Source organism: Nonomuraea sp. NPDC004702 (assembly GCF_053601695.1).
Genome location: NZ_JBSGCE010000022.1, coordinates 26,960 through 44,864 on the forward strand (window position 1 = coordinate 26,960; position 17,905 = coordinate 44,864).

Genomic DNA, 17,905 nt, shown 5'->3' on the forward strand with positions numbered 1-17,905 from the left:
GTGCGCGACGACCTGCGTACGGTGTTCGACACGGCCGGGGTGCGGGGCACGTTCGCGCTGCTGGACGTGTCGTCCAGGACGACGACCGTGGTGGACCGGCGGCGCGCGGAGACGCCGATGGTGCCCGCGTCCAGTTTCAAGGTCCCGCACGCGCTCGTCGCGTTGGAGACGGGCGTGGTCAAGAGCCCCGACGAGGTGATCCCCTGGGACGGCACGCCGCAGCCGTATCCCGAGTGGGAGAAGGACATGACCATGCGGGAGGCCGTGCGCATCTCCAACGCGGCGGCGTTCCAGGTGATCGCCCGCCGCATCGGCCTCACGCGCGAACGTCAGTGGCTGCACCGGCTTGGCTACGGCAACCAGCAGACCGGGACCGTGGTCGACCGGTTCTGGCTGGACGGCCCGCTGAAGATCTCGGCGGTGGAGCAGACCCGGTTCATGGAACGGCTGGCCACCCAGCGCCTGCCCGCCTCCCGCGCGAACCAGCGTGCCGTCCAGGACCTGATCCTGATGGAGAAGAAGAACGGGTACACCCTGTACGCCAAGTCAGGCTGGCAGAACGCCCCCAACCCCGGCACCGGCTGGTGGACGGGCTGGGTCGAGCGCGGCGGACGCCTGTACACCTTCGCACTGAACATGGACATCGCCAAGGATGCCGACGCCGCCAAGCGCGCCACGCTCGCCCGTCAACTGCTGTACCGGCTGAACATCCTGCCCGCGGCGTGATCGTCTCCCCCGCGGACCACGGTGACCGTCGCACGGTCACCGTGGTCGTCACCGTTCAGGCGGCCATCTCGCTGGGCTACTTCGCGGCCATGGCGCACGTCGTCCTGCACCTGCGAGCCGACCTCGGACTGGCCGCCGGAGGGATCGGCCTGGTGCTGGCGCTGCGCAATCTCGTGCAGCACACGCTCTCCCTGCCGGTCGGCGTGCTGGTGGACGTACTCGGCCCGGTACGGATGGGCATTCTGGCGTGCCTGCTGCGCGCGGCCGGGTTCGCCCTGCTGGGCACTGTGTCCAGCCTGCCCTGGCTGATCGTCGCCGTGGTGCTGCTGGGCACGGGCGGGGCGCTGTTCCACCCGGCGGCGCAGTCGCTGCTGGCCGGGCTCGCCGAACGGCGAAGGGCGCGCGGATACGCGGCGTACGCGATGACGTTGCAGGTTGCGGCGGTGGCCGGCCCGGTGCTCGGGCTGGCGCTGCTGAACGTCGGCTACTGGCTGGTGGCATTGACGGCTACAGCGCTGTGGGGCGTGGCGGCGTTCCTGTTCTCACTCCTGCGGCACGTCCCGCGCGTACGGGTGCCGCACGGAGTCGTCTCCGGGGTGCGAACGGTACTGCGGGACCGGGTCTTCATCGGGTTCGCGGCCGTGTCGGCACCCGCCATGCTGCTGACCGACCAGTCATCGGTGGTCGTACCGCTCGGCGGCGCGGACGCGACAGCGGTCACCGTGTTCTCCTGCGTGCTCGCCATGGTGTCGGCCGCGGTCCAGCCGTGGTGCGCGGTACCCGGGCGCGCCGACCGACCGCACGTGCTGCGCGCGGGACTGCTGTTCGCCGCGGGCGGCCATCTGCTGCTGGCAACCGGCGCGGGCGCCGGGCTGCCAGGCCTGGCGCTGGTGGCCGTGCTGCACGGGCTCGCCGACGGGCTGCTACAGCCGGCGGTGTTCCAGACGATCGCCCGGCTCGCCCCGCCGACGCGTTTCGGGGCGTACCTGGGCGTGCAGACGTTCCTGTCGGGCCTGGTCGCGTTCGCCGGTGGCATCGCGGTGGGCGGGTTGTTCGACCGGGGACCAGGCGGCGCGACGGCGGCGCTGGTCATCCTGACGTTGACCGCCTGCGCCGCGGCGGCCTGCGTCCGTCCGCTGCCTGAGCAGGCGATCGATTTCCCCAGCTGCGCCGAAGAGCTCGGGGACGGTGTCCGCGACGCGACGAGGTCGTGACCGGCGGGACCGTCGCCATCGCGCCCATGGCCCGGTCGGCGAACCTTTGACTGGCGGACCTCTCATGATCGGCCGGTCAGCTCTCTGGCTCGCCGCCGGGCCCAGCAGTTCCCGCAGGTCAGCAGCACCACCGTTGGTCGCTCCCGGGACCCCTTGACGATGGGCGTGAGGTGGCGCTGGGCCGGCTTCTGGCGTAGTACCCGCGGCGTACACGGCTCCCGCTCGGCTGCGGGCGCTTCCCGGCCAGGAGTCGCCCGAGGTGTTCGTCGACCGAGCTGCCGCGCCGGCTTGGTTCGACGCTGAACGCCTCAAACCTGGTCGCCGCCACCACGCCCACCAGACTGGTCGTCTCTGCGCCGTCATCACACCCCTGATGGAGTGCTTCCAGGTGTGTCGCCCGGAGCCGGGCGACCGGCGCGGCGAAGGTCAGGCGCTGGGCAACCTCGGCCGCCAAGTAGCCGTTCGCTAGCCGGCGTCCCTTCGAGTGACCCAGAGGTTCCCCTGGCTCAGCACCCAGACCTCGTGGGTGCCGGGACGCTGCGACAGCCGCATGCCCAGCCCGACATCCTCCTCCGTATCGGGTAGCTTGATCGGCTCGTGACGCCGGCCGGTGACGTGTTCGAGGGTGGTGTCGTCGAGGGAGGTGAGCCAGACGCCACCCTGCCCATCCGGGGCGAGGTCGGCCTCCCTGTCCGGCAGTGCCACCTTGCCCGTGTGCCATGACCAGGCCGAGCCGTTCCAATGGGCCAGGACCTGCCGCCCGGGCTCCGACTCGTCGCTCGCGTTCCAGGTCCAGTAGGCGGCCACCCAGACGTCATCAGGCCCGGTCGCGACCATGCCGTCGCACGCGAGCCAGGCCCTCGGCTCCCCCTTCGCATGAGGCAGTGCCAGGTCGGGAACGCGCTGCCAGCGCCCGCGATCCCATCGTGCGAGCTGGATGCGATGTGCACCCTGGACTCCCGCCGCCCAGAGCGCGCCTCCCTGCCCTCGCGCGAGCACGTCAGCCTCCGCCACCGGTGTGTGAGCGGAGAGCTTCCCCTTGGTCAGCCGAACGGTTCTCCCCCGGGAGTCGATGAACCACGGATCGGTGCCGCTGACGGTCAGCGCCTCGGCCTCCTCCGCCGGGTCCTCCGTTCGGACGGTCCGCGCCTCCCAGCCGCTGCCGTTCCATCGAGCCACGCAGGACACGTGGTCATCCTTCTCCAGTCGCGTGCCGTACACCCACAGGCTGCCGTCCTCGGTCACGTCGACCTTGGACAGGTGGTCCGAGCACCTCTGCGGCGGAGCGACCACGTGCCACGTACCCGCGTCGTACCGCCACACCTTCCCCCGGCGCTCGGTGTCGGTCGTGACCAGGCACCCCTGCTCCTTGTCCAGATAGGGCTTCACCGGCACCTCGGCCGTGCCGACCACCCATACCGTCCCGTCCCGCTTGACCGCCAGGTCGTTGGGAAACCCGTCCTTGACGGCCTTGGCGAGTTGCCAGTCATCGATGTGATCGGTGTAGGCGGTCTTCTCCGGCCCCGTGGGCGGCAGCCGGCCGTCACAGATGGGGGTGGATGTCGGCTTGGCCGGGACGGTCGGGGACGGTGGGGCCGCCGCCGGCGTGGCCGAGCAGCCGCAGAGGAGGATCGACACCACTGCCAGCACGGCCGCACGCAAGGATCCGGGCATCGGGCCACCCTACGCCCAAGATGGACAATCTTCACGCGGCCTCCATCGAGCCGCCCGCGCCTTCGCCGAGTCCGGCGCCGCGGTCCCCCTCGCCGACATCAACGAGACCTCGACATGATCCGCCACCTGGAGCTGGAGATCGTCGCCGGTCCGCCACGGTGTCCGGCGCGGTGAGGGCGGGCCGCTGGTCGGTGACGCTCAAGCTCCTGCAGAAACGGCCGCGGGCCACTGCCAGGAGCCCGCCTCCTGCCGCCGCACAGGGACAACACTTATAGTGATGAACATTAAGCGCTTCGTAAGCATGGGCCAGATGCGGCTTCATCGGGAGCGGTGAGCCGCGTTGCCGCGCGTGTCGCCGGTCGGCATACATCCAGGGAGTGATGTGCCCGCCCGCCGGAAGGGTGTGCGCAGGACAGCTACACCCGGGAGAAAGGGATCATCCGTGAATCGTGCACTGATCGTCGTCGATGTGCAGAAGGACTTCTGCGAGGGCGGCAGCGTTCCGGTGAAGGGTGGCGCGGATCGGGCCGCCGCCATCACCGAGCTGGTCCAGCGCGCCGATGGGCAGTACGCCTTCGTCGTCGCCACCCGCGACCACCACATCGATCCGGGCGCGCACTTCTCCGACACCCCCGACTTCCAGGACTCGTTCCCCGTGCATTGCGTCGTCGGCAGCGAGGGAGGCGAGTTCCATCCGGAGTTCGCGCCCGCCGTCGCCTCCGGGCACGTCGACGAGGTGTTCTACAAGGGCGCTCACTCCGCCTCCAAGAGCGGTTTCGAGGGCTTGACCGAGGAAGGCGAGACGCTGTCCGCCTGGCTGAAGGCGCGTGACGTCACCGACCTCGATGTCGTCGGCATCGCGACCGACCACTGCGTCAAGGCCACCGCGCTGGACGGAGCGCGCGCGGGCTTCACGGTTCAGGTCCTGCTCGACTACACCGCCGGCGTCGCCGCCGACACCACGCGCACCGCGTTGGACGAGCTGCGCCGGGCCGGTGTCGCGCTGAGCGGCGAGCCCGTCGTCGCCTGAGCACGCCGGCCCGGCGTGCTCGTCGGCGGCTTGCGGATCCAGTCCACGCAGGAGTACTGCCACACGGGCGGGGACGGCCACGGGTCGATTGGCGATCATCCGGAGTCGAGCCGCTCGCACCGACTCTGCGGACGATCTGACTGACCCGTGGCCATCGCCGCGATCAGGCACAGCATCACGTCGGCAGTGGACCGTCCCCCGAGTGGTGAAGGCCGCGGCGTCAGTCGGTCACATGAGTCGCGTGGTCAATCACACGGTCCGCGTCGAGCGGCGCGGACGACGAAGCCGAAGTCGTCGGCGACCTGGCCCGGGGCGAGCTCTTGGCGTGCACCGCCGTAGCCGAACCAGTTGTAGAAGCACCAGGGGTCGTTGCTGTAGTTGGCCGCCCGGACGATGGGCGGGATGATGTCGGCCTCGTCGTCGTAGAGGACCCTGAGGTTGTCGTCCACGTCGTAGGCGCAGACGCCCAGCACGGGCGGGCAGGCGAAGTCGGCTGCGGCTGGTGCTGCGACTGGTTGAGCGGACGCGGCGGCCGGTTGTGCGATGCCGGCGGCCAGGGCGAGGGTCAGGGCGCCGGCCAGGGGCGCGAAGGTGGCCGCAGTACGGCGGATGATGTTCAAGGCGGATGACCTCCTCAGGTCATGGGGGAAGGCGTTCACCCCTGCAAGGGGGGCGGACCGGGCGGCGGGACCTCGGCGCGCCGGTGGTGGGACAGGGCGCGGCAGCGGGTGGGCCGGCGGGCCGGCGGTGTGGGCAGCGGCGCGTTCGCGCGCCAGAGAATGGGGTGACCTCAGCTCGCGCGACCCAGCGCGTGGCGTCAGGCCGCACCTCTTGGCCGGACGGCGGGTCACCGCCAAGCGGCGATGGGAGGATCGAGGAAGGGAGTGTTACCACCGGCCGGGACGAACCCGACAGGCCGGCTGGAGCAGCCGGGGTCGAGGTACAGCAGCCGGGAGAATCTGGTGTTGTTGACGGCCGATTCCGCATGAGCCTCGGGCGTGGCGATGCACGGACGCGAGCCGGAGACGGGGCGGACGACCTGCCGCTCGCCTTCGAATTCGGGCTCGCTCCAGAAGCAGACCGCGTCGTCGGGGCAGCGCGGGTCAGCAGCGTGAAGGGCGCGGGCTGCGGCGGGCGCGGCGGTGGCGAGGGTGGCGCCGGCGGCCAGGACCGCAAGCAAGGCGAGGGAACGCATGGGGATCTCCTGTCGGTGGTGGGACTCCGCTATCTCATTACCCTCACCCTCCGTGTTCTTTAACGTACTCACAGTGAGGAACTTGTCGCCGTGACTCCGAGGAACACTCGCCTGGAAGTCGCATCCCGATATCAGCGAAAGGCTCGAGTGTCGAAGAGCGGTGACGATGGCGGGGGCACTCCGGCTCCGGAGGTGGCCGCCGCACCAGGGGTCGGGGCCGTAAGTGGCTGAGGTGAAAGCCTGATCACCTCGTCCGCCATCGACCCGGGAGAAGCCGGGCGAACCAGGGCCACGGGTCAACTCAGGCGAGCCGGGCGGGGCAGCACATTGCGTTGGGAGCGACCTACAGTATGGGCGTGACCCAGCACGAAGCTGACCCGGCGGTCCATGACGTTCCCTTTCCGGCTGAGCGAGTGTGTGAGTGCGGGGAACGGTACCGTGTCGCCTCGCGCGGGGCAGGGGGGCCGTTTCACTTCCGGACGATGACGCTGGAGGCAGGACCGGACCACAGCGTAAGGATCACCGGTCACTGGCGTTCGGGGGATTGGCGTCCCGGGGAGGCACTTGAACTTCGGCGTCGGGATGGCTTCAGGCTCCTGATCACGGGCGCTCGGATGGAGCCGACCACCACCGCCGGGAGCGAGCTCCGCGGGCAGCGCATTCTCCTGGTGCCACGACACCGGTCACTGCAAGCTCGCGGTTGCATCTGGGCGGCGCCCTCACATGATCAGCTGCCCTGTCTGTACGTGCAATGATCAAGGAAGGCCGAACCGCGCCTGACCAGAACCGGAGCACGCCATGGGACGCTTGCGCCGAAGTCTTCCAAGCCGGCTACGGCCAATGACCGTTCTGCTTCAGGAGCCGTTTCGCGGCGTGCTGGATGGCTTGGGAACGGGACCGGCCAACAGCGATCTCCTTGAGGAGTCCGGCGAAGAGCTCCACTTCGTCAGCCATCATCCACGCCAGCGCTCGTGAGATCCAATACTCGGTCGGCCACGAAAGCCCGCACTGGATGACCGCCCGCAGGACCTCGGCGATGTCTGGCCCATCGGGGCCAAGCGCCTTCCCGGCGAGCCTCTCCACCTCGTCCCGAGGCCTCTCCAGCAGCGGTAGGAGCGCCACCCTCGACACGGCGAAGCCGGCATCCACCCCAGCATTTCGCGATTCGACATTCCAGGTGGTCCCGTTGATGAGCAGCAGCCATGGACCATCCGGCTTCACGGCCAGAACCCTGCGTACGGACTCAGCCTCCATGTCCGTCAGCTTGGCACGTCGTCCAGCAAGATCCGGAACATGCCCGGAGCGATCCAGGGAACGTACCGCGTACCGGCCGTCGTGCGCGGCGGCGAGATCCTGATCTTCCTGTCCATCTTCAAGGTCAGATACCCGTGGCCGCCCGGACTGGCGCACCGGGAGCCGGCCCACCCGTAGACGGCCGGATCGTACGGGCGGCGGAGCGGCCGATGCGAAGCCCGGCGAGGGCGATGAGCAGCATCGCGACCGAGCACCAGGCCGCCCAGTCGCCCAGGTCGGCGTAGACGGTCGAGGCGCCCTGCTGCGGCACCGCCGCGAACACTGTGGTCACGCCGGGCCTGCCGCTGCGGCCTTCGGCCAGCACCCGTCCCCGGGTGTCGCTCACCGTGAGCAGGCCCTGGCGGGCCGCGCGCGCCACCGACAACCCGCTCTCCACCCCGCGGACCACCGCCATGCGGCTGTGCAGCCAGGCGTCGTCGTCGAAGTCCCAGGCGGGGGCGAGCAGCGTCGTCGTGCCGGCCTGGCGGTACTGCCGTACCAGCCAGGGGAAGTCCAGGTCCTTGCAGACGATCAGGCCCGTCGTGGTCGGGCCGAGCAGGGTCAGCGCGCGTCCGGGCGTGAACTCAGACTCCAGCCCGGGAATCATGTGGTGTTTGTCGTAGCGGGCCCCGGACGGGTAGGCCAGCGCGCTGTTGGTCCGCGTCGCGCCGGCGCCGAGCGCGACGCCGGCGACGACCGTCACGCCCGGCCTGGCCAGCGGCAGGCGGGCGGTGGCCGCGTCGAACGTCTTCTCCGGCAGCACCGCGATCTCGGCGCCGCGGGCGGCGGCCGCGTCGACGGCCCGGCGGTAGCGCCGGAGCAGGTCGCGCCCCTGCGGGGAGTCCAGTGCCACGGTGTCGCTCGGGTCGTCGGTGGAGATCAGCGCGACCTCGCGGCGCTGCCCGCCGTCCTGGCCGGTGCCGAGCCGCGCGAAGCCGTACGCCAGGGCCAGCGCCACCATCGCGCCCGCGGTCACCGCGACGGAGAGCCGGCGGGTCGCGCCCGGCGCGAGAAGCGCGGCCACGGCGGCGGGCACGAGCAGGAGCAGGAAGGTGATCCCCCAGACGCCGGCGACGGAGGCCGTCTGCAGGACGGGTAACACGTCGGCCTGCGTATAGGCCAGGCTCCACCAGGCGCCGTGTGGTCCGGCCAGCGCCATCAGGTATTCGACGCCGACCCACGATGCCGGTACGGCGAGCACGGCCGACAGCGTCCGCCGCCTGGCCAGCAGCGAACGGTGCAGCAGCACGCCGAGGCCGTACAGCAGCGCCGGCCCGGCGAGCAGGCCGGCCGCCACCGGGACGGGCGTCTCCAGCGTCGCGGTGAAGTACGGCCACCACTGCAACTGCCCGCCGAGCCAGGCGAGGGCGCCCGCGGCGAAGGCCGCGCCTCCCCCCACGCGGGGGGCGGCGAGCAGCACGGGCAAGGGGGCCAGCCACGTCAGCCAGGCCACGGGGTGCGGGCCGGTGCCGAAGTGCAGCAGGACGGCCGAGGCGAGGGCCGCGGCGAGCGCGATCAGGACACGTTTCATGACGACGATGCTGCTCGCGGCCGCCCTGGTGGCGCGTCAGTCGTGAGTGTGATCTCCGATGTCACTCTCACCGGCGACCACGAGGCCGCATTCGTAGGCGAACACCGCCGCCTGCACCCTGTCCCGCAGGTCCAGCTTGGTCAGGATGCGGCTGACGTGCGTCTTGACCGTGTGCTCGGTGACCACGAGCGCGGCGGCGATCTCGGCGTTGGACAGTCCGCGGGCGACCAGCCTGAGCGTTTCACGCTCTCGCTCGGTGAGCGCCGCCAGCCGTCCCGCCAGCCGCGGCATCGGGCCGTGAGCCGGCCTTCTGACCAGGTCCTCCAGCAGCCTGCGGGTGGCGGCGGGGGCCAGCAACGCCTCGCCGGCGGCCACGGTGCGCACCGCGTGCGCCAGCTCGTCGCGGCGGATGTCCTTGAGCAGGAAGCCGCTGGCGCCGGCGCGGACGGCGTCGTAGACGTACTCGTCCAGGTCGAACATGGTCAGGACGAGCACCTTGGCGGCGGTGGTCGCGCAGATCTCCCTGGTGGCCTCGATGCCGTTCCTGCCCGGCATCCGCACGTCCATCAGGACCACGTCCGGACGCAGCCGCCCGGCCAGCGCGATCGCCTCGTCGCCGTCCGCCGCCTCGCCCACCACCAGCATGTCCGGCTGAGCGCCGAGGATCAGGCCGAACCCGGCGCGGAAGAGATCCTGGTCGTCGGCGATGAGCACGCGCAGCATGCGCGCTATTCAAGCGGAAGGACGGCTCTGACGAGGAATCCCCCGTCCTGTCCCGGTCCCGCGGTGAGCGTCCCGCCGTAGGCGGTCGCCCGTTCCCGCATGCCGATCAGGCCGTAGCCGCCGCCGTCGCGACGTGGCCCGCCGCCGTCGTCGGCGATCTCGACCACCAGTTCCCGCGCGGTCCAGCGCAGGTGCAGCCGGACGTTGCGCACCCCGGCGTGTTTGCGCACGTTGGTGAGGGCTTCCTGGACGATCCGGTAGACGGCGGCTTCCAGGCTGCCCGATGTCCGCCGCCGCTCGCCCTCCACGGTCATGACCACGTCCAGGCCGCTGCGTCCGGCCAGTGAGGCGAGTCCGTCCAGGCTCGGCTGGGCGGGCCCGGGGTCCTCCCCCGCCGGGCCGTCCGACGCGCGCAGCGCGGTGAGCAGGCCGCGCAGCTCGGTGAGCGCTCCCCTGCCGGTGTCGGCGATCGCGTCGAAGACGGCCTCGGCCCTGGGCGCGTCGCTCCGTACGACCACGGGCCCCGCCTCGGCCTGGACGACCATCAGCCCGACGGCGTGCGTGATGATGTCGTGCATGTCACGAGCGATCCGCGCTCGTTCCTCCGCCACCGCGGCGATGTGCTGCTGTTCGCGGCGACGGGCCCGTTCGGCCAGTTCCGCGGCACGTGAGCGGTTCGCGCGGGCGCTGGTGCCCAGCGCGTAGGCGGCCACGAAGGCGGTGCCGATCAGGCGGAAGATCTCGCTGTCCTCCCCGGGCAGCGCCAGGGAGACGCCGACGATGACGGCGATCGCCGGGATCGCGGCCAGTCGCTTCCACGTGGGACTGAGGTCGGCGATGGTGTACACGGCGACCAGTGGCCCGAACGGGAGGAACGGCTTCTCCCATAAGACCATGACGGTCATCGCGGCGCCGACGAGCAGCGCCACGGCCATGGGCGCGCGCCTGCGCCAGTGGACGGGCGCGGAGGCGAGCGCGCCCAGGGCGACGATCCACCACGCCTTCGGACTCGGCACCAGCAGCGGACCGAGGGTGGCCGCGGTGGTGACCGCCGCGATCGCGACGTCGCCCCTACGACCGGAGAACCTGGCAGTCCAGAGCCTCAGAACCCCGCCGGCGCGCCCCACGCTGGTCATCCGCTCCTCCGAGGGTGTCGCTGCCGGCATGCGGAAAACCGGGTCGGGCGGGTCAGCCGCGCTTGGTGCGCCAGCGGGAGGTGCGGAAGCCGTCGGAGCGCTCCAGGAGGTAGGTCAGCCTGGCGGCCGTCTGGCGTACGCCGTCGTCGTGGCGGTGTCGTTTGTCGGGGGCGAGGCGGGAGCGCAGGTCGAGGATGTGGGCCAGCTCGCCGGCGACCTCCGAGACCAGCCGGTAGCGGATGCCGAAGGAGTGCAGGTCGCCGTGCACGTCGTCGACCAGGTCCTCGTCCACCTGTCGCTGGAGCGGTTTGAGCTTGGTGAGCAGCTGGGCGTCCATGCCGGCGACGGGCGCCCGGCGGCGGGTGTCGTCGGCCGGCACCGCCACCAGGGCGCGGATCCGGACGAATGCCAGCGCCCGCTCGGTGTCCGGGGTGGTGGGGTGTTCGGCGAGGTCCAGCAGGCGCCGCAGGGTCTCCTGCGTTTTGTCGTCGAACATGAGGACAAGTCTATGCACTCCAGCTCAGGCGCTCTCCTGTGTCCGGATGGCGCGGCGGAGGCCGTCAGGGATGGAACATGGGCGGACGGGCGGCGGTGAACTGGTGGAGGGCGTTCGCCACCGCGTGGACGAGCGGCGCCTGGGAGGCGTCCCAGACGAGGTTGAGACCGCTGTGGCTGCGGAGCAGCAGCCTGCCGTACAGCAGGACGGGCAGGCGGGCGTTGTCGTTGAACCGGCGGTCGGGGCCGCCGTTGACGTTGACGTAGCGCCAGGTGGAGTCCACGACCGTGCCGTCGCGGGGCACCGGGCCTGCTTCGATGAAGCGCGCGTGCTCCATGGCGACCTGGAGGTGCTGGTAGGCCAGGTCGGCGACGTGGCGGCCGTCCCGGAACAGGATCCGGTCGGGGAGGAAGTGCACCGACAGGCTGCCCGCGGTCAGGGTCGGGACGGCGACGTTGGTGACCAGGATCCGCGGTCCGGCCAGCCGGGCCGAGGCGTTCAGCCGGCGCAGCAGACTGGACGCGCCGGCGTTCACCTTGAACTGGTAGGTGCTGGTGACCGCGCCGGACGCGGTGATCAGCCAGAAGCCGTGGGCCTGCTGGAGGCCGGTGACCGCGTTGACGAGGTGATCGAAGCGCCGGGCGGCCTCGTCGGTCACGTCGTACATGACGACCACCGCGCGAGCCGCCCGGTCGCGCAACGCCACCCAGAGCACGCCGGGCAGCCCGACAGCGAGAACGACCAGGCCGAAGCGTCCGGTCACCAGCCCCGCGAGGAGCAGGGCGGCCAGGGCGAACGGCCAGTACGGCCGGCGTCCGGCGGCCCTCTGCAACTGCTGCACGACGTCGCTCGGCTGCGCCGGGACCAGGCTGACGACGTCGTGCATGACCACGTCACGGCCGGGCGCGGTGGTGCGACTAGAAACCCACGATGGGGAATCCGCCGGTCCTGGGTCCCCGTTACCTGCGCCGGGCGATGGAGAGGTCCGCGCCGGAGCGGCGGGCCGTCAGGCTTTCCGAGGGAGCCCCGTCATCGACCGGGTCCGGCCGATGGTCGATGACGGGGCGAGGTGCTACTTCAGCACGTCCGCGGCGACAGGCGACTGGTTGCCCTGCGCGTCGACCGCGACGACCTCCGCGCGGTACCTGGCGCCGTCGCGCTGGACCGGGACCGGAATGTCCATGGAGGCGGCGGCGGGCACCACGTCGAAGCGGTTGGCGACCTTGGTGGTGAGCACCTCGGCACCGTTGTCGGCGCGGGTGACGCGCACCTTGTAGTGGTACACCAGCTCGTCGTCCCGGGCCTGTTCGATGCGCAGCGCGAGCCGGCCGTCCTTGCCGGTCTGGGCCGTCAGCGGGCGCGGGGACGTCCAGGCCGGGGCCGTGCGGTTGCGGTTGGCGTCGGTGTAGGTGAAGTTCTGCACGACCTGGGCGTCGGCGCCGGCCGTCCTGATCTCCCAGGACCTGCCGGCCAGCGTCCCGTCGCTCTGGAACGGGGGCTTCCAGTTCGCCGACCACTTCCCGCCGGTGTAGATGTCGTGGAGGTCGGCGTTGAGGTTGATGCGGTTGACGACGGTACGGCCCCGGTAGACCTCGACGGCCAGCCCCTGGGCGGTGGGGGTCTCGAAGCGGTTGGCCAGCTGCCCTTCCGCGTCGAGCATCTGGTACCCGTGGTCGATCTCGATGTAGGACGAGCTGCCGTCGTTGACCGCGGTGAAGTTCTTCTGGTGGATCGAGCGCGGGTCGTTCACGTTCAGGTGCGAATGGCCCGAGAAGTAGACGGCGCGCGGGAACTTCGACAGATCCTCGGTCAGACGCGGGTTGCTGGTCTGCTGGCCGTCCATCACGGTGCCCGGAGCCGGCCGGTGCCCCTGGACGATGATCGGCAGGTCGCGGTAGGCGGGGTCCGCGGAGATCTGCCCGAGTTGGTCACGCAGCCAGGTGGCCTGGGCCGCGGAGTAGTTCTCGGTGTTGACGGTGATCAGCGGAATGCCCTTGATGTCCGTGCGGTAGTACCCGTCGCCGGAGTCGGGGAACCACTCCTTGGGGTAGCCCGCACGGAGCTCGGCCAGGGTCGCGTCATGGTTTCCGTACGACATGAACACCTGGGTGGCGTTCATGCCCTTGCGCGCGAGGTTCTCCTTGAAGATGCGGGCGGTCAACTGGTGGTCCTTGCCGCGGCCGTCCCGGTTGTCGTTGATCATGTCGCCGTTGGAGAGGATGGCGTCCGGGGTGCCCAGAACCGACGCGATGGTGTCGAAGTAGGACGACCAGCGGTGGCGGTCGGCTTCGTAGTCGCCGATGTGAACGTCCGAGACGATCATCATGCGGGCGATCGGCTGCTCCCCCTCGCGAATGAGGTACCCCTCGGACTTGACGGCGCCGGGCTGGTTGCCCTTGAAGGCGCGTGCCGTCAGATTCGTGTCCTCGGTGATGCGGATGGGCTTGCCGGCGAAGGTCGGGCTGCTCTTGGTGGGAATGCTGCCGTCGGTGGTGTACCGGATCGTCTCGCCCTGCCTGGCCCGCAGCTCGACGGACACCGCCTGCTCGTAGCGACCGCCGTCGACACTGAAGGCCGGGGCCTGCGGCGTCCCGCTCGGGGCGGCCGACGCGCTCTGTGCCGGCGGGAAGAGCCCCAGACCGATGCCGACCGAGACGGCTGCGATGTGGCGCCAGGCGGCCGGTTCTCGGCGGACGGTGAAGTCGGCATGTCGCATGTGGTGCTCCCCGATCTTGTCGCGGCGCGCTGGGCGCCGCGACACGTGCTTCAAAAGTGAACGACTTGAACCTGGAGCACCAAGATGTACGGAACCGGCGACCTGCATGAAGTTCGCGCGACCTGCAAGGTAAGAACTGAGCACCCCTCACCGGGAGAGCGGTCTCGTTGGATGATCGGGGCCATGGATCTTGGCGTGGCTTTTCCGGAGCGGACGTTCCGCATGTGGATCTACGTACCGACGCATTCCAAGCTGCTGCTGCGCAGCGGTGTTGACACGTCCGGCACGACCACGATCGACATAGCCTTCGGGGATGTCTCGGCGGTCAGTCTTCCCGTGTCGATGGAGGGGCTGACGATCGAACGGCCGGATGCACAAGCCGTCAACGCCGTGACTGCCCAACTCGGCCCTCGCCATGACCTGGACAACCTTCTGATCGTCCGCGGGCGTGACTATCGGGGTTATGTGGTGGCGGGCATCGTCGAGACGGACGAGCACGAGCGCCGTCTGCGTGAGCGCGACAGGTGGGGCATCATCCCGCCGAGCTGACTCTGATCCTCCGGCCCCGGAGTCTCGCGCATCGCGTCCGTCCGCGCGTGCCACTGTCCTGCCTGGTCAGGAGTGGTTCCCGGGCGGTTACTCGGTGCCTTTGAAGTGCCGTCTTCCGCAGGGTCTTCGCGGCGGCGCAAGATGCCCTGGTCACCCAAGTCGTAAGGAGTGCCGTCGATGACCACGTCGTTCGCCGAGATCGAGAGCGAGTTCAACACCTATATCGGTGCCATCCGGTACGCCACGATGGTCACCGTCGACGCCAAGAACCGTCCCCGCACCCGCATCCTCATCCCCGTCTGGGAGAACGTGGACGGGCGGCCGCGCGGGTGGCTGGCCACCTACCGGACGCCGGTCAAGGCCGCCCACCTGGCAGGCAATCCGCACACCTCCTTCTCCTACTGGAAGCCCGGCAACAGCTCGGTCGCCATCGACGCCACGGCCGCCTGGGTCGACGACCTGGCGACCAAGCACCGCGTCTGGGACCTCTACCGGGCGACCAGCCCGCGCGGGGCCGGTTACGACCTCGGGGCCTTCTGGCGGTCGCCCGCCGACCCCGCGCTGCACGTCCTCCGCCTCGAACCCTGGCGCGTCCAGGTGATCCGCGGCACCGATCTCCGCAGCCGCATCTGGACGCCGCCGGAATGACCCGGCCGCGGAAGACCGCGGGTGGGGCCCCGGGCGACAGGGCCGCCCGCTCACCGGTCAGTCCTCGTCGGGGAAGACCAGTTCGTCGCGGGTCGCCACGAGTTCGGCGGGCGGCGGCTTGACGTCGATCGGGTCGCCCCAGCCGGAGAACCGCACGTCGGCGGTCGTGACTCGGCGGTCCTTGTCGTTCCAGAGCGAGTCGGGCTCGTCATAGCGCGTCTGGCACCTGCGGACGAGCTGGTCGGCGCCGAGCCACAGCCGCCACTTCACGGGCAATTTGCTGTAGCTCGCGTACGGTCCTGTGGGCTTCTGAAGGCCGGCCACCCACAGGCGCGGGTTCAGCCTGAACAGTGCGCCGATGGTGGTGCTGCCCTCGTAGAGGGTGGTGCGGGTGCCGTCGTAGACGCCGGCGGGCCTCTTGGCCGTGGTGGTGGCCAGCACGTGCCGGAGGGTGGCGGAATCGCTCAGCCTGATCTGCCCGCAGTCCAGGGCCAGGTCGTTCTTGCTGGTCGTCAGGATCCACGACTTCCCCGCGGGCAGGTAGTCGGGCCGGTCGGGACGCCAGAGGTACGCGCGGTCGGGGAAGACGATGTTCCGGGAGGCGCCGAGCAACGAGGACTTCGGGTAGCTGATGTCCGTGGCCGCGACCCGCCCGCCACCGAACTCGTGGACGGACCGCGCCCGGCTGGTCACTCGATCCTTCTTCGGCCCCCAGACGCTCCGGTACACCGAAGTCTCCCGAACCCCGTCATGACCGACGAGCTGCCGTTTCAGCGCCTCGACCGGACCGGGACGGGTGACCGCTTCGGCCCGCGGGCCGAAGACCGAGATCGAGGCCGAGGCCGTCAGCACGAGAGCCGCCCCGATCGTCCATCGCCCCTTGCTCATACGCTCCCCGCTCGGTCGCATGCCGTCCGGAACGGAGGGCGTGGAAGATGATCGCGCAGGAAGATCTCGACGCCGTCACGACGGACGTCCGAGCCGGGCGTCAGGCCGCCGCGTCGTGGGCGGCGGACCTCAGCCCGGGTCCGCAGCGTGGGCGAAGGCCGCGGACCGGTCCCGGAGCAGGGCGGCGAGCTCGGGAGAGTCGACCACCTCGAAGGGCCATCGCAGCCAGAGCAGGCCGCCGGCGAGCACCTCAAGGCGTACGTCCGCGATCCGCCAGTGTGTCGCCGCCTGGCCGGTGGCGGTGGTCGTCGGGGCGAAGTCGGTGGCGAAGCCGCCCATGTACGCCTGCACCTGCTCGATCGGGGCGTGGATGAGGATCGTCGCCGTGTGCCGGCGGGGCGGAGCGCCGAGCCGGCTGGTGACGAACGCGACCGGGTCGCCCCCGGGGACCTCTTCGGGCTCGAAGCGCACGCCCGTCGCCGACGCCGCCGTGATCCGGTCGACGCGCAGCACCCGCCAGCCGCGGTCGAGGTCGCGGCAGACGAGGAACCACCGGGTCTGCCGGGGCACCAGGGCGGCGGGCTCGACGTGGCACGGGGACTCCCGTCCGGTGTCGGCGCCCTCGGTGCTCATCACGCGCAGCCGGACCCGCTCGGCGTCCCGGCACGCCAGCGCCAGGACCGCCAGCACGCCGGCGTTCAGCGGCGCCGGATAGGCGCCGGCCACGGCGTTCGGCGTGCTGCCGAAGGCGACCGAGGAGCGCAGCGCCCGCACCCGCCGGCGCACCGCCGGCGGCATCACCTGCTCCATCTTGGCCAGGGCGGTGAGCGCCACCTCGCCGCCGCCGGCCGCGCCGCCGGCGGCCGACGAGGCGAGGGCGGCGGCCACGGCGAGCGCCTCGTCCGGGGTGAACACCAGGGGCGGCAGGTCGCTGCCCGTGGACAGCCGGTAGCCGCCGTCGGGGCCGCGGCGCGCCTCGACGTGGTAGCCGAGGCGCCGCAGCCGCTCGACGTCCCGCCGGAGGGTGCGGCCGTCGACGCCGAGGCGGCCGGCGAGCTCGCCGCCGCTCCAGGACCGGCGGGCCTGCAGCAACTCCAGCAGGCGCAGCGCCCGCCCGGTCGTGGTCTGGTCCGGCATACCCGCCGAGCCTAGTAGAAGTGGACAGGAAATGACCTAAAAGCTCCCTAGGTTGGAGTTCGGGCCGGATGGACCGGCACCGTTTCCCCTGAGGTGAGTCATCTTGAGCATCCTTGTCACCGGCGCGACCGGCGCCGTCGGCCGTCACCTCGTCACGACGCTGCTCGCCCGCGGCGCCGCCGTGCGCGCGCTGAGCCGCAAGCCCGATGACGCGGGCCTGCCGGCCGGGGTCGAGGTCGTGGCCGGCGACCTGGCCGACGCCGCCACGCTCGGGCCGGAGGTGTTCGCCGGCGTCGATCGTGCCTTCGTCTTCCCCGCCGAGGGGGTGGGGGCGTTCGTCGCCGCGGCCACCGCCCGCGGCGTCCACCGCTTCACCGTGTTGTCCTCCCTCGCCGCCGCGAAGGAGTTCCGGCGCGACCACGGCTCGGCGAGCCAGCTCCACCACGCGGCGGTCGAGTCCGCCGTGACCTCCCGGGCCGACGCCTGGACGATCCTGCGTCCCGGCACGTTCGCCGGCAACCTGCTCTCCTGGGCCTGGCAGATCCGCTCCGGCGCACCGATCCGGGCGCCCTACCTCGCGTCGGCGCAGGCCCCGATCCACGAGTACGACATCGCCGAGGCCGCCGCCGAGACCCTGCTCTCCGACGATCACCTGGGAACGGCGATCCCGCTCACCGGCCCGCAGGCCCTGACCCGCGCCGAGCAGGTGGCGATCATCGGCGAGACCCTGGGCCTGGAGATCCCGCTGGTGGAGATCACGCCGGCGGAGTTCCGCGCGGAGACCGGGCGGTTCATTCCCGAGCCCGTGCTGAAGATGCTGCTCGACTACTGGCACGACACCCTCACCGTGCCCGACGTGCCGCGTCCGGTGACCGCGGTGACCGGACGGCCGGGCCGCACGCTCGCGGAGTGGGTCGCCGACCACCGCGCGGACTTCACGGCCGGCTGA

The 17,905-nt window shown here is 71.1% G+C and carries 18 protein-coding genes; 6 read left to right on the top strand and 12 right to left on the bottom strand.

The annotated features are described in order from the left end of the window. Nucleotides 1-726, top strand: a complete 726-nt coding sequence (gene blaOXA, locus ACWEJ6_RS26225) for a class D beta-lactamase (RefSeq protein ID WP_452426908.1) — start codon at nt 1-3, stop codon at nt 724-726. Next, a complete protein-coding gene (locus ACWEJ6_RS26230; protein ID WP_452426910.1) occupies nt 723-1,940 on the top strand; it encodes an MFS transporter in 1,218 nt (405 codons plus the stop codon). The genes blaOXA and ACWEJ6_RS26230 overlap by 4 nt, the downstream gene beginning before the upstream one ends. A gap of 465 nt (nt 1,941-2,405) precedes the next feature. Here the strand turns inward: ACWEJ6_RS26230 and ACWEJ6_RS26235 are convergent, their stop codons facing one another. Further along, nucleotides 2,406-3,614, bottom strand: coding sequence for a hypothetical protein (locus tag ACWEJ6_RS26235; protein WP_452426912.1), 1,209 nt, complete (start codon nt 3,612-3,614; stop codon nt 2,406-2,408). A 442-nt stretch (nt 3,615-4,056) separates the two neighbouring features. Between ACWEJ6_RS26235 and ACWEJ6_RS26240 the strand changes: the two genes are divergently transcribed. Next, nucleotides 4,057-4,644 (top strand): isochorismatase family protein, encoded by a 588-nt coding sequence (locus tag ACWEJ6_RS26240; RefSeq protein ID WP_452426914.1) that lies wholly within the window; start codon nt 4,057-4,059, stop codon nt 4,642-4,644. 245 nt (nt 4,645-4,889) lie between these two features. Here ACWEJ6_RS26240 and ACWEJ6_RS26245 read toward each other — a convergent pair whose 3' ends face one another. The 9 genes from ACWEJ6_RS26245 to ACWEJ6_RS26285 form a co-directional block, all read right to left on the bottom strand. After that, nucleotides 4,890-5,264, bottom strand: a complete 375-nt coding sequence (locus ACWEJ6_RS26245) for a hypothetical protein (RefSeq protein ID WP_452426916.1) — start codon at nt 5,262-5,264, stop codon at nt 4,890-4,892. Between the two features lie 227 nt (nt 5,265-5,491). Next, nucleotides 5,492-5,839 carry a peptidase inhibitor family I36 protein gene (locus ACWEJ6_RS26250; protein ID WP_452426918.1) on the bottom strand — a complete coding sequence of 116 codons (348 nt, stop codon included), beginning with the start codon at nt 5,837-5,839 and terminating at the stop codon, nt 5,492-5,494. 831 nt (nt 5,840-6,670) lie between these two features. Continuing rightward, the gene (locus tag ACWEJ6_RS26255) at nt 6,671-7,093 is read right to left on the bottom strand and encodes a hypothetical protein (RefSeq protein ID WP_452426920.1); all 423 of its coding nucleotides are present in this window, start codon (nt 7,091-7,093) and stop codon (nt 6,671-6,673) included. Between the two features lie 124 nt (nt 7,094-7,217). Further along, on the bottom strand, nt 7,218-8,663 hold the full coding sequence (locus ACWEJ6_RS26260; RefSeq protein WP_452426922.1) for a hypothetical protein: 1,446 nt from the start codon (nt 8,661-8,663) through the stop codon (nt 7,218-7,220). 36 nt (nt 8,664-8,699) lie between these two features. After that, nucleotides 8,700-9,386, bottom strand: a complete 687-nt coding sequence (locus ACWEJ6_RS26265; RefSeq protein WP_387665578.1) for a response regulator — start codon at nt 9,384-9,386, stop codon at nt 8,700-8,702. 5 nt (nt 9,387-9,391) lie between these two features. Continuing rightward, a complete protein-coding gene (locus tag ACWEJ6_RS26270) occupies nt 9,392-10,522 on the bottom strand; it encodes a sensor histidine kinase (RefSeq protein WP_452426924.1) in 1,131 nt (376 codons plus the stop codon). Between the two features lie 52 nt (nt 10,523-10,574). Then, nucleotides 10,575-11,018: a hypothetical protein gene (locus ACWEJ6_RS26275; protein ID WP_452426926.1), complete on the bottom strand. Its 444-nt coding sequence runs from the start codon at nt 11,016-11,018 to the stop codon at nt 10,575-10,577. Nucleotides 11,019-11,082: 64 nt separating this feature from the next. Beyond that, on the bottom strand, nt 11,083-11,904 hold the full coding sequence (locus ACWEJ6_RS26280; RefSeq protein ID WP_452426928.1) for a hypothetical protein: 822 nt from the start codon (nt 11,902-11,904) through the stop codon (nt 11,083-11,085). A 186-nt stretch (nt 11,905-12,090) separates the two neighbouring features. After that, nucleotides 12,091-13,734, bottom strand: coding sequence for a chitobiase/beta-hexosaminidase C-terminal domain-containing protein (locus ACWEJ6_RS26285; protein WP_452426930.1), 1,644 nt, complete (start codon nt 13,732-13,734; stop codon nt 12,091-12,093). Between the two features lie 183 nt (nt 13,735-13,917). Between ACWEJ6_RS26285 and ACWEJ6_RS26290 the strand changes: the two genes are divergently transcribed. Next, nucleotides 13,918-14,283: a hypothetical protein gene (locus ACWEJ6_RS26290; RefSeq protein WP_452426932.1), complete on the top strand. Its 366-nt coding sequence runs from the start codon at nt 13,918-13,920 to the stop codon at nt 14,281-14,283. Nucleotides 14,284-14,460: 177 nt separating this feature from the next. Next, nucleotides 14,461-14,931, top strand: coding sequence for a pyridoxamine 5'-phosphate oxidase family protein (locus ACWEJ6_RS26295; protein ID WP_452426934.1), 471 nt, complete (start codon nt 14,461-14,463; stop codon nt 14,929-14,931). Between the two features lie 57 nt (nt 14,932-14,988). Here ACWEJ6_RS26295 and ACWEJ6_RS26300 read toward each other — a convergent pair whose 3' ends face one another. Together ACWEJ6_RS26300 and ACWEJ6_RS26305 are read right to left on the bottom strand one after the other, a co-directional pair. Next, nucleotides 14,989-15,819 (bottom strand): hypothetical protein, encoded by an 831-nt coding sequence (locus ACWEJ6_RS26300; RefSeq protein WP_452426936.1) that lies wholly within the window; start codon nt 15,817-15,819, stop codon nt 14,989-14,991. A 129-nt stretch (nt 15,820-15,948) separates the two neighbouring features. Then, entirely contained in the window at nt 15,949-16,956 is a 1,008-nt protein-coding gene (locus ACWEJ6_RS26305; protein WP_452426938.1) for a helix-turn-helix transcriptional regulator, read from the bottom strand. A 103-nt stretch (nt 16,957-17,059) separates the two neighbouring features. Here ACWEJ6_RS26305 and ACWEJ6_RS26310 point away from each other — a divergent pair, with 103 nt between their 5' ends. Next, on the top strand, nt 17,060-17,905 hold the full coding sequence (locus ACWEJ6_RS26310; RefSeq protein ID WP_452426940.1) for an SDR family oxidoreductase: 846 nt from the start codon (nt 17,060-17,062) through the stop codon (nt 17,903-17,905).

Excerpts from the sequence above, each read along its gene's own strand:
- ACWEJ6_RS26235 (WP_452426912.1), bottom strand. The coding sequence starts at position 3,614 with ATGCCCGGATCCTTGCGTGCGGCCGTGCTGGCAGTGGTGTCGATCCTC.
- ACWEJ6_RS26250 (WP_452426918.1), bottom strand. The coding sequence starts at position 5,839 with ATGCGTTCCCTCGCCTTGCTTGCGGTCCTGGCCGCCGGCGCCACCCTC.
- ACWEJ6_RS26255 (WP_452426920.1), bottom strand. The coding sequence starts at position 7,093 with ATGGAGGCTGAGTCCGTACGCAGGGTTCTGGCCGTGAAGCCGGATGGT.
- ACWEJ6_RS26260 (WP_452426922.1), bottom strand. The coding sequence starts at position 8,663 with ATGAAACGTGTCCTGATCGCGCTCGCCGCGGCCCTCGCCTCGGCCGTC.
- ACWEJ6_RS26265 (WP_387665578.1), bottom strand. The coding sequence starts at position 9,386 with ATGCTGCGCGTGCTCATCGCCGACGACCAGGATCTCTTCCGCGCCGGG.
- ACWEJ6_RS26270 (WP_452426924.1), bottom strand. The coding sequence starts at position 10,522 with ATGACCAGCGTGGGGCGCGCCGGCGGGGTTCTGAGGCTCTGGACTGCC.
- ACWEJ6_RS26275 (WP_452426926.1), bottom strand. The coding sequence starts at position 11,018 with ATGTTCGACGACAAAACGCAGGAGACCCTGCGGCGCCTGCTGGACCTC.
- ACWEJ6_RS26280 (WP_452426928.1), bottom strand. The coding sequence starts at position 11,904 with ATGCACGACGTCGTCAGCCTGGTCCCGGCGCAGCCGAGCGACGTCGTG.
- ACWEJ6_RS26285 (WP_452426930.1), bottom strand. The coding sequence starts at position 13,734 with ATGCGACATGCCGACTTCACCGTCCGCCGAGAACCGGCCGCCTGGCGC.
- ACWEJ6_RS26290 (WP_452426932.1), top strand. The coding sequence starts at position 13,918 with ATGGATCTTGGCGTGGCTTTTCCGGAGCGGACGTTCCGCATGTGGATC.
- ACWEJ6_RS26295 (WP_452426934.1), top strand. The coding sequence starts at position 14,461 with ATGACCACGTCGTTCGCCGAGATCGAGAGCGAGTTCAACACCTATATC.
- ACWEJ6_RS26300 (WP_452426936.1), bottom strand. The coding sequence starts at position 15,819 with ATGAGCAAGGGGCGATGGACGATCGGGGCGGCTCTCGTGCTGACGGCC.
- ACWEJ6_RS26305 (WP_452426938.1), bottom strand. The coding sequence starts at position 16,956 with ATGCCGGACCAGACCACGACCGGGCGGGCGCTGCGCCTGCTGGAGTTG.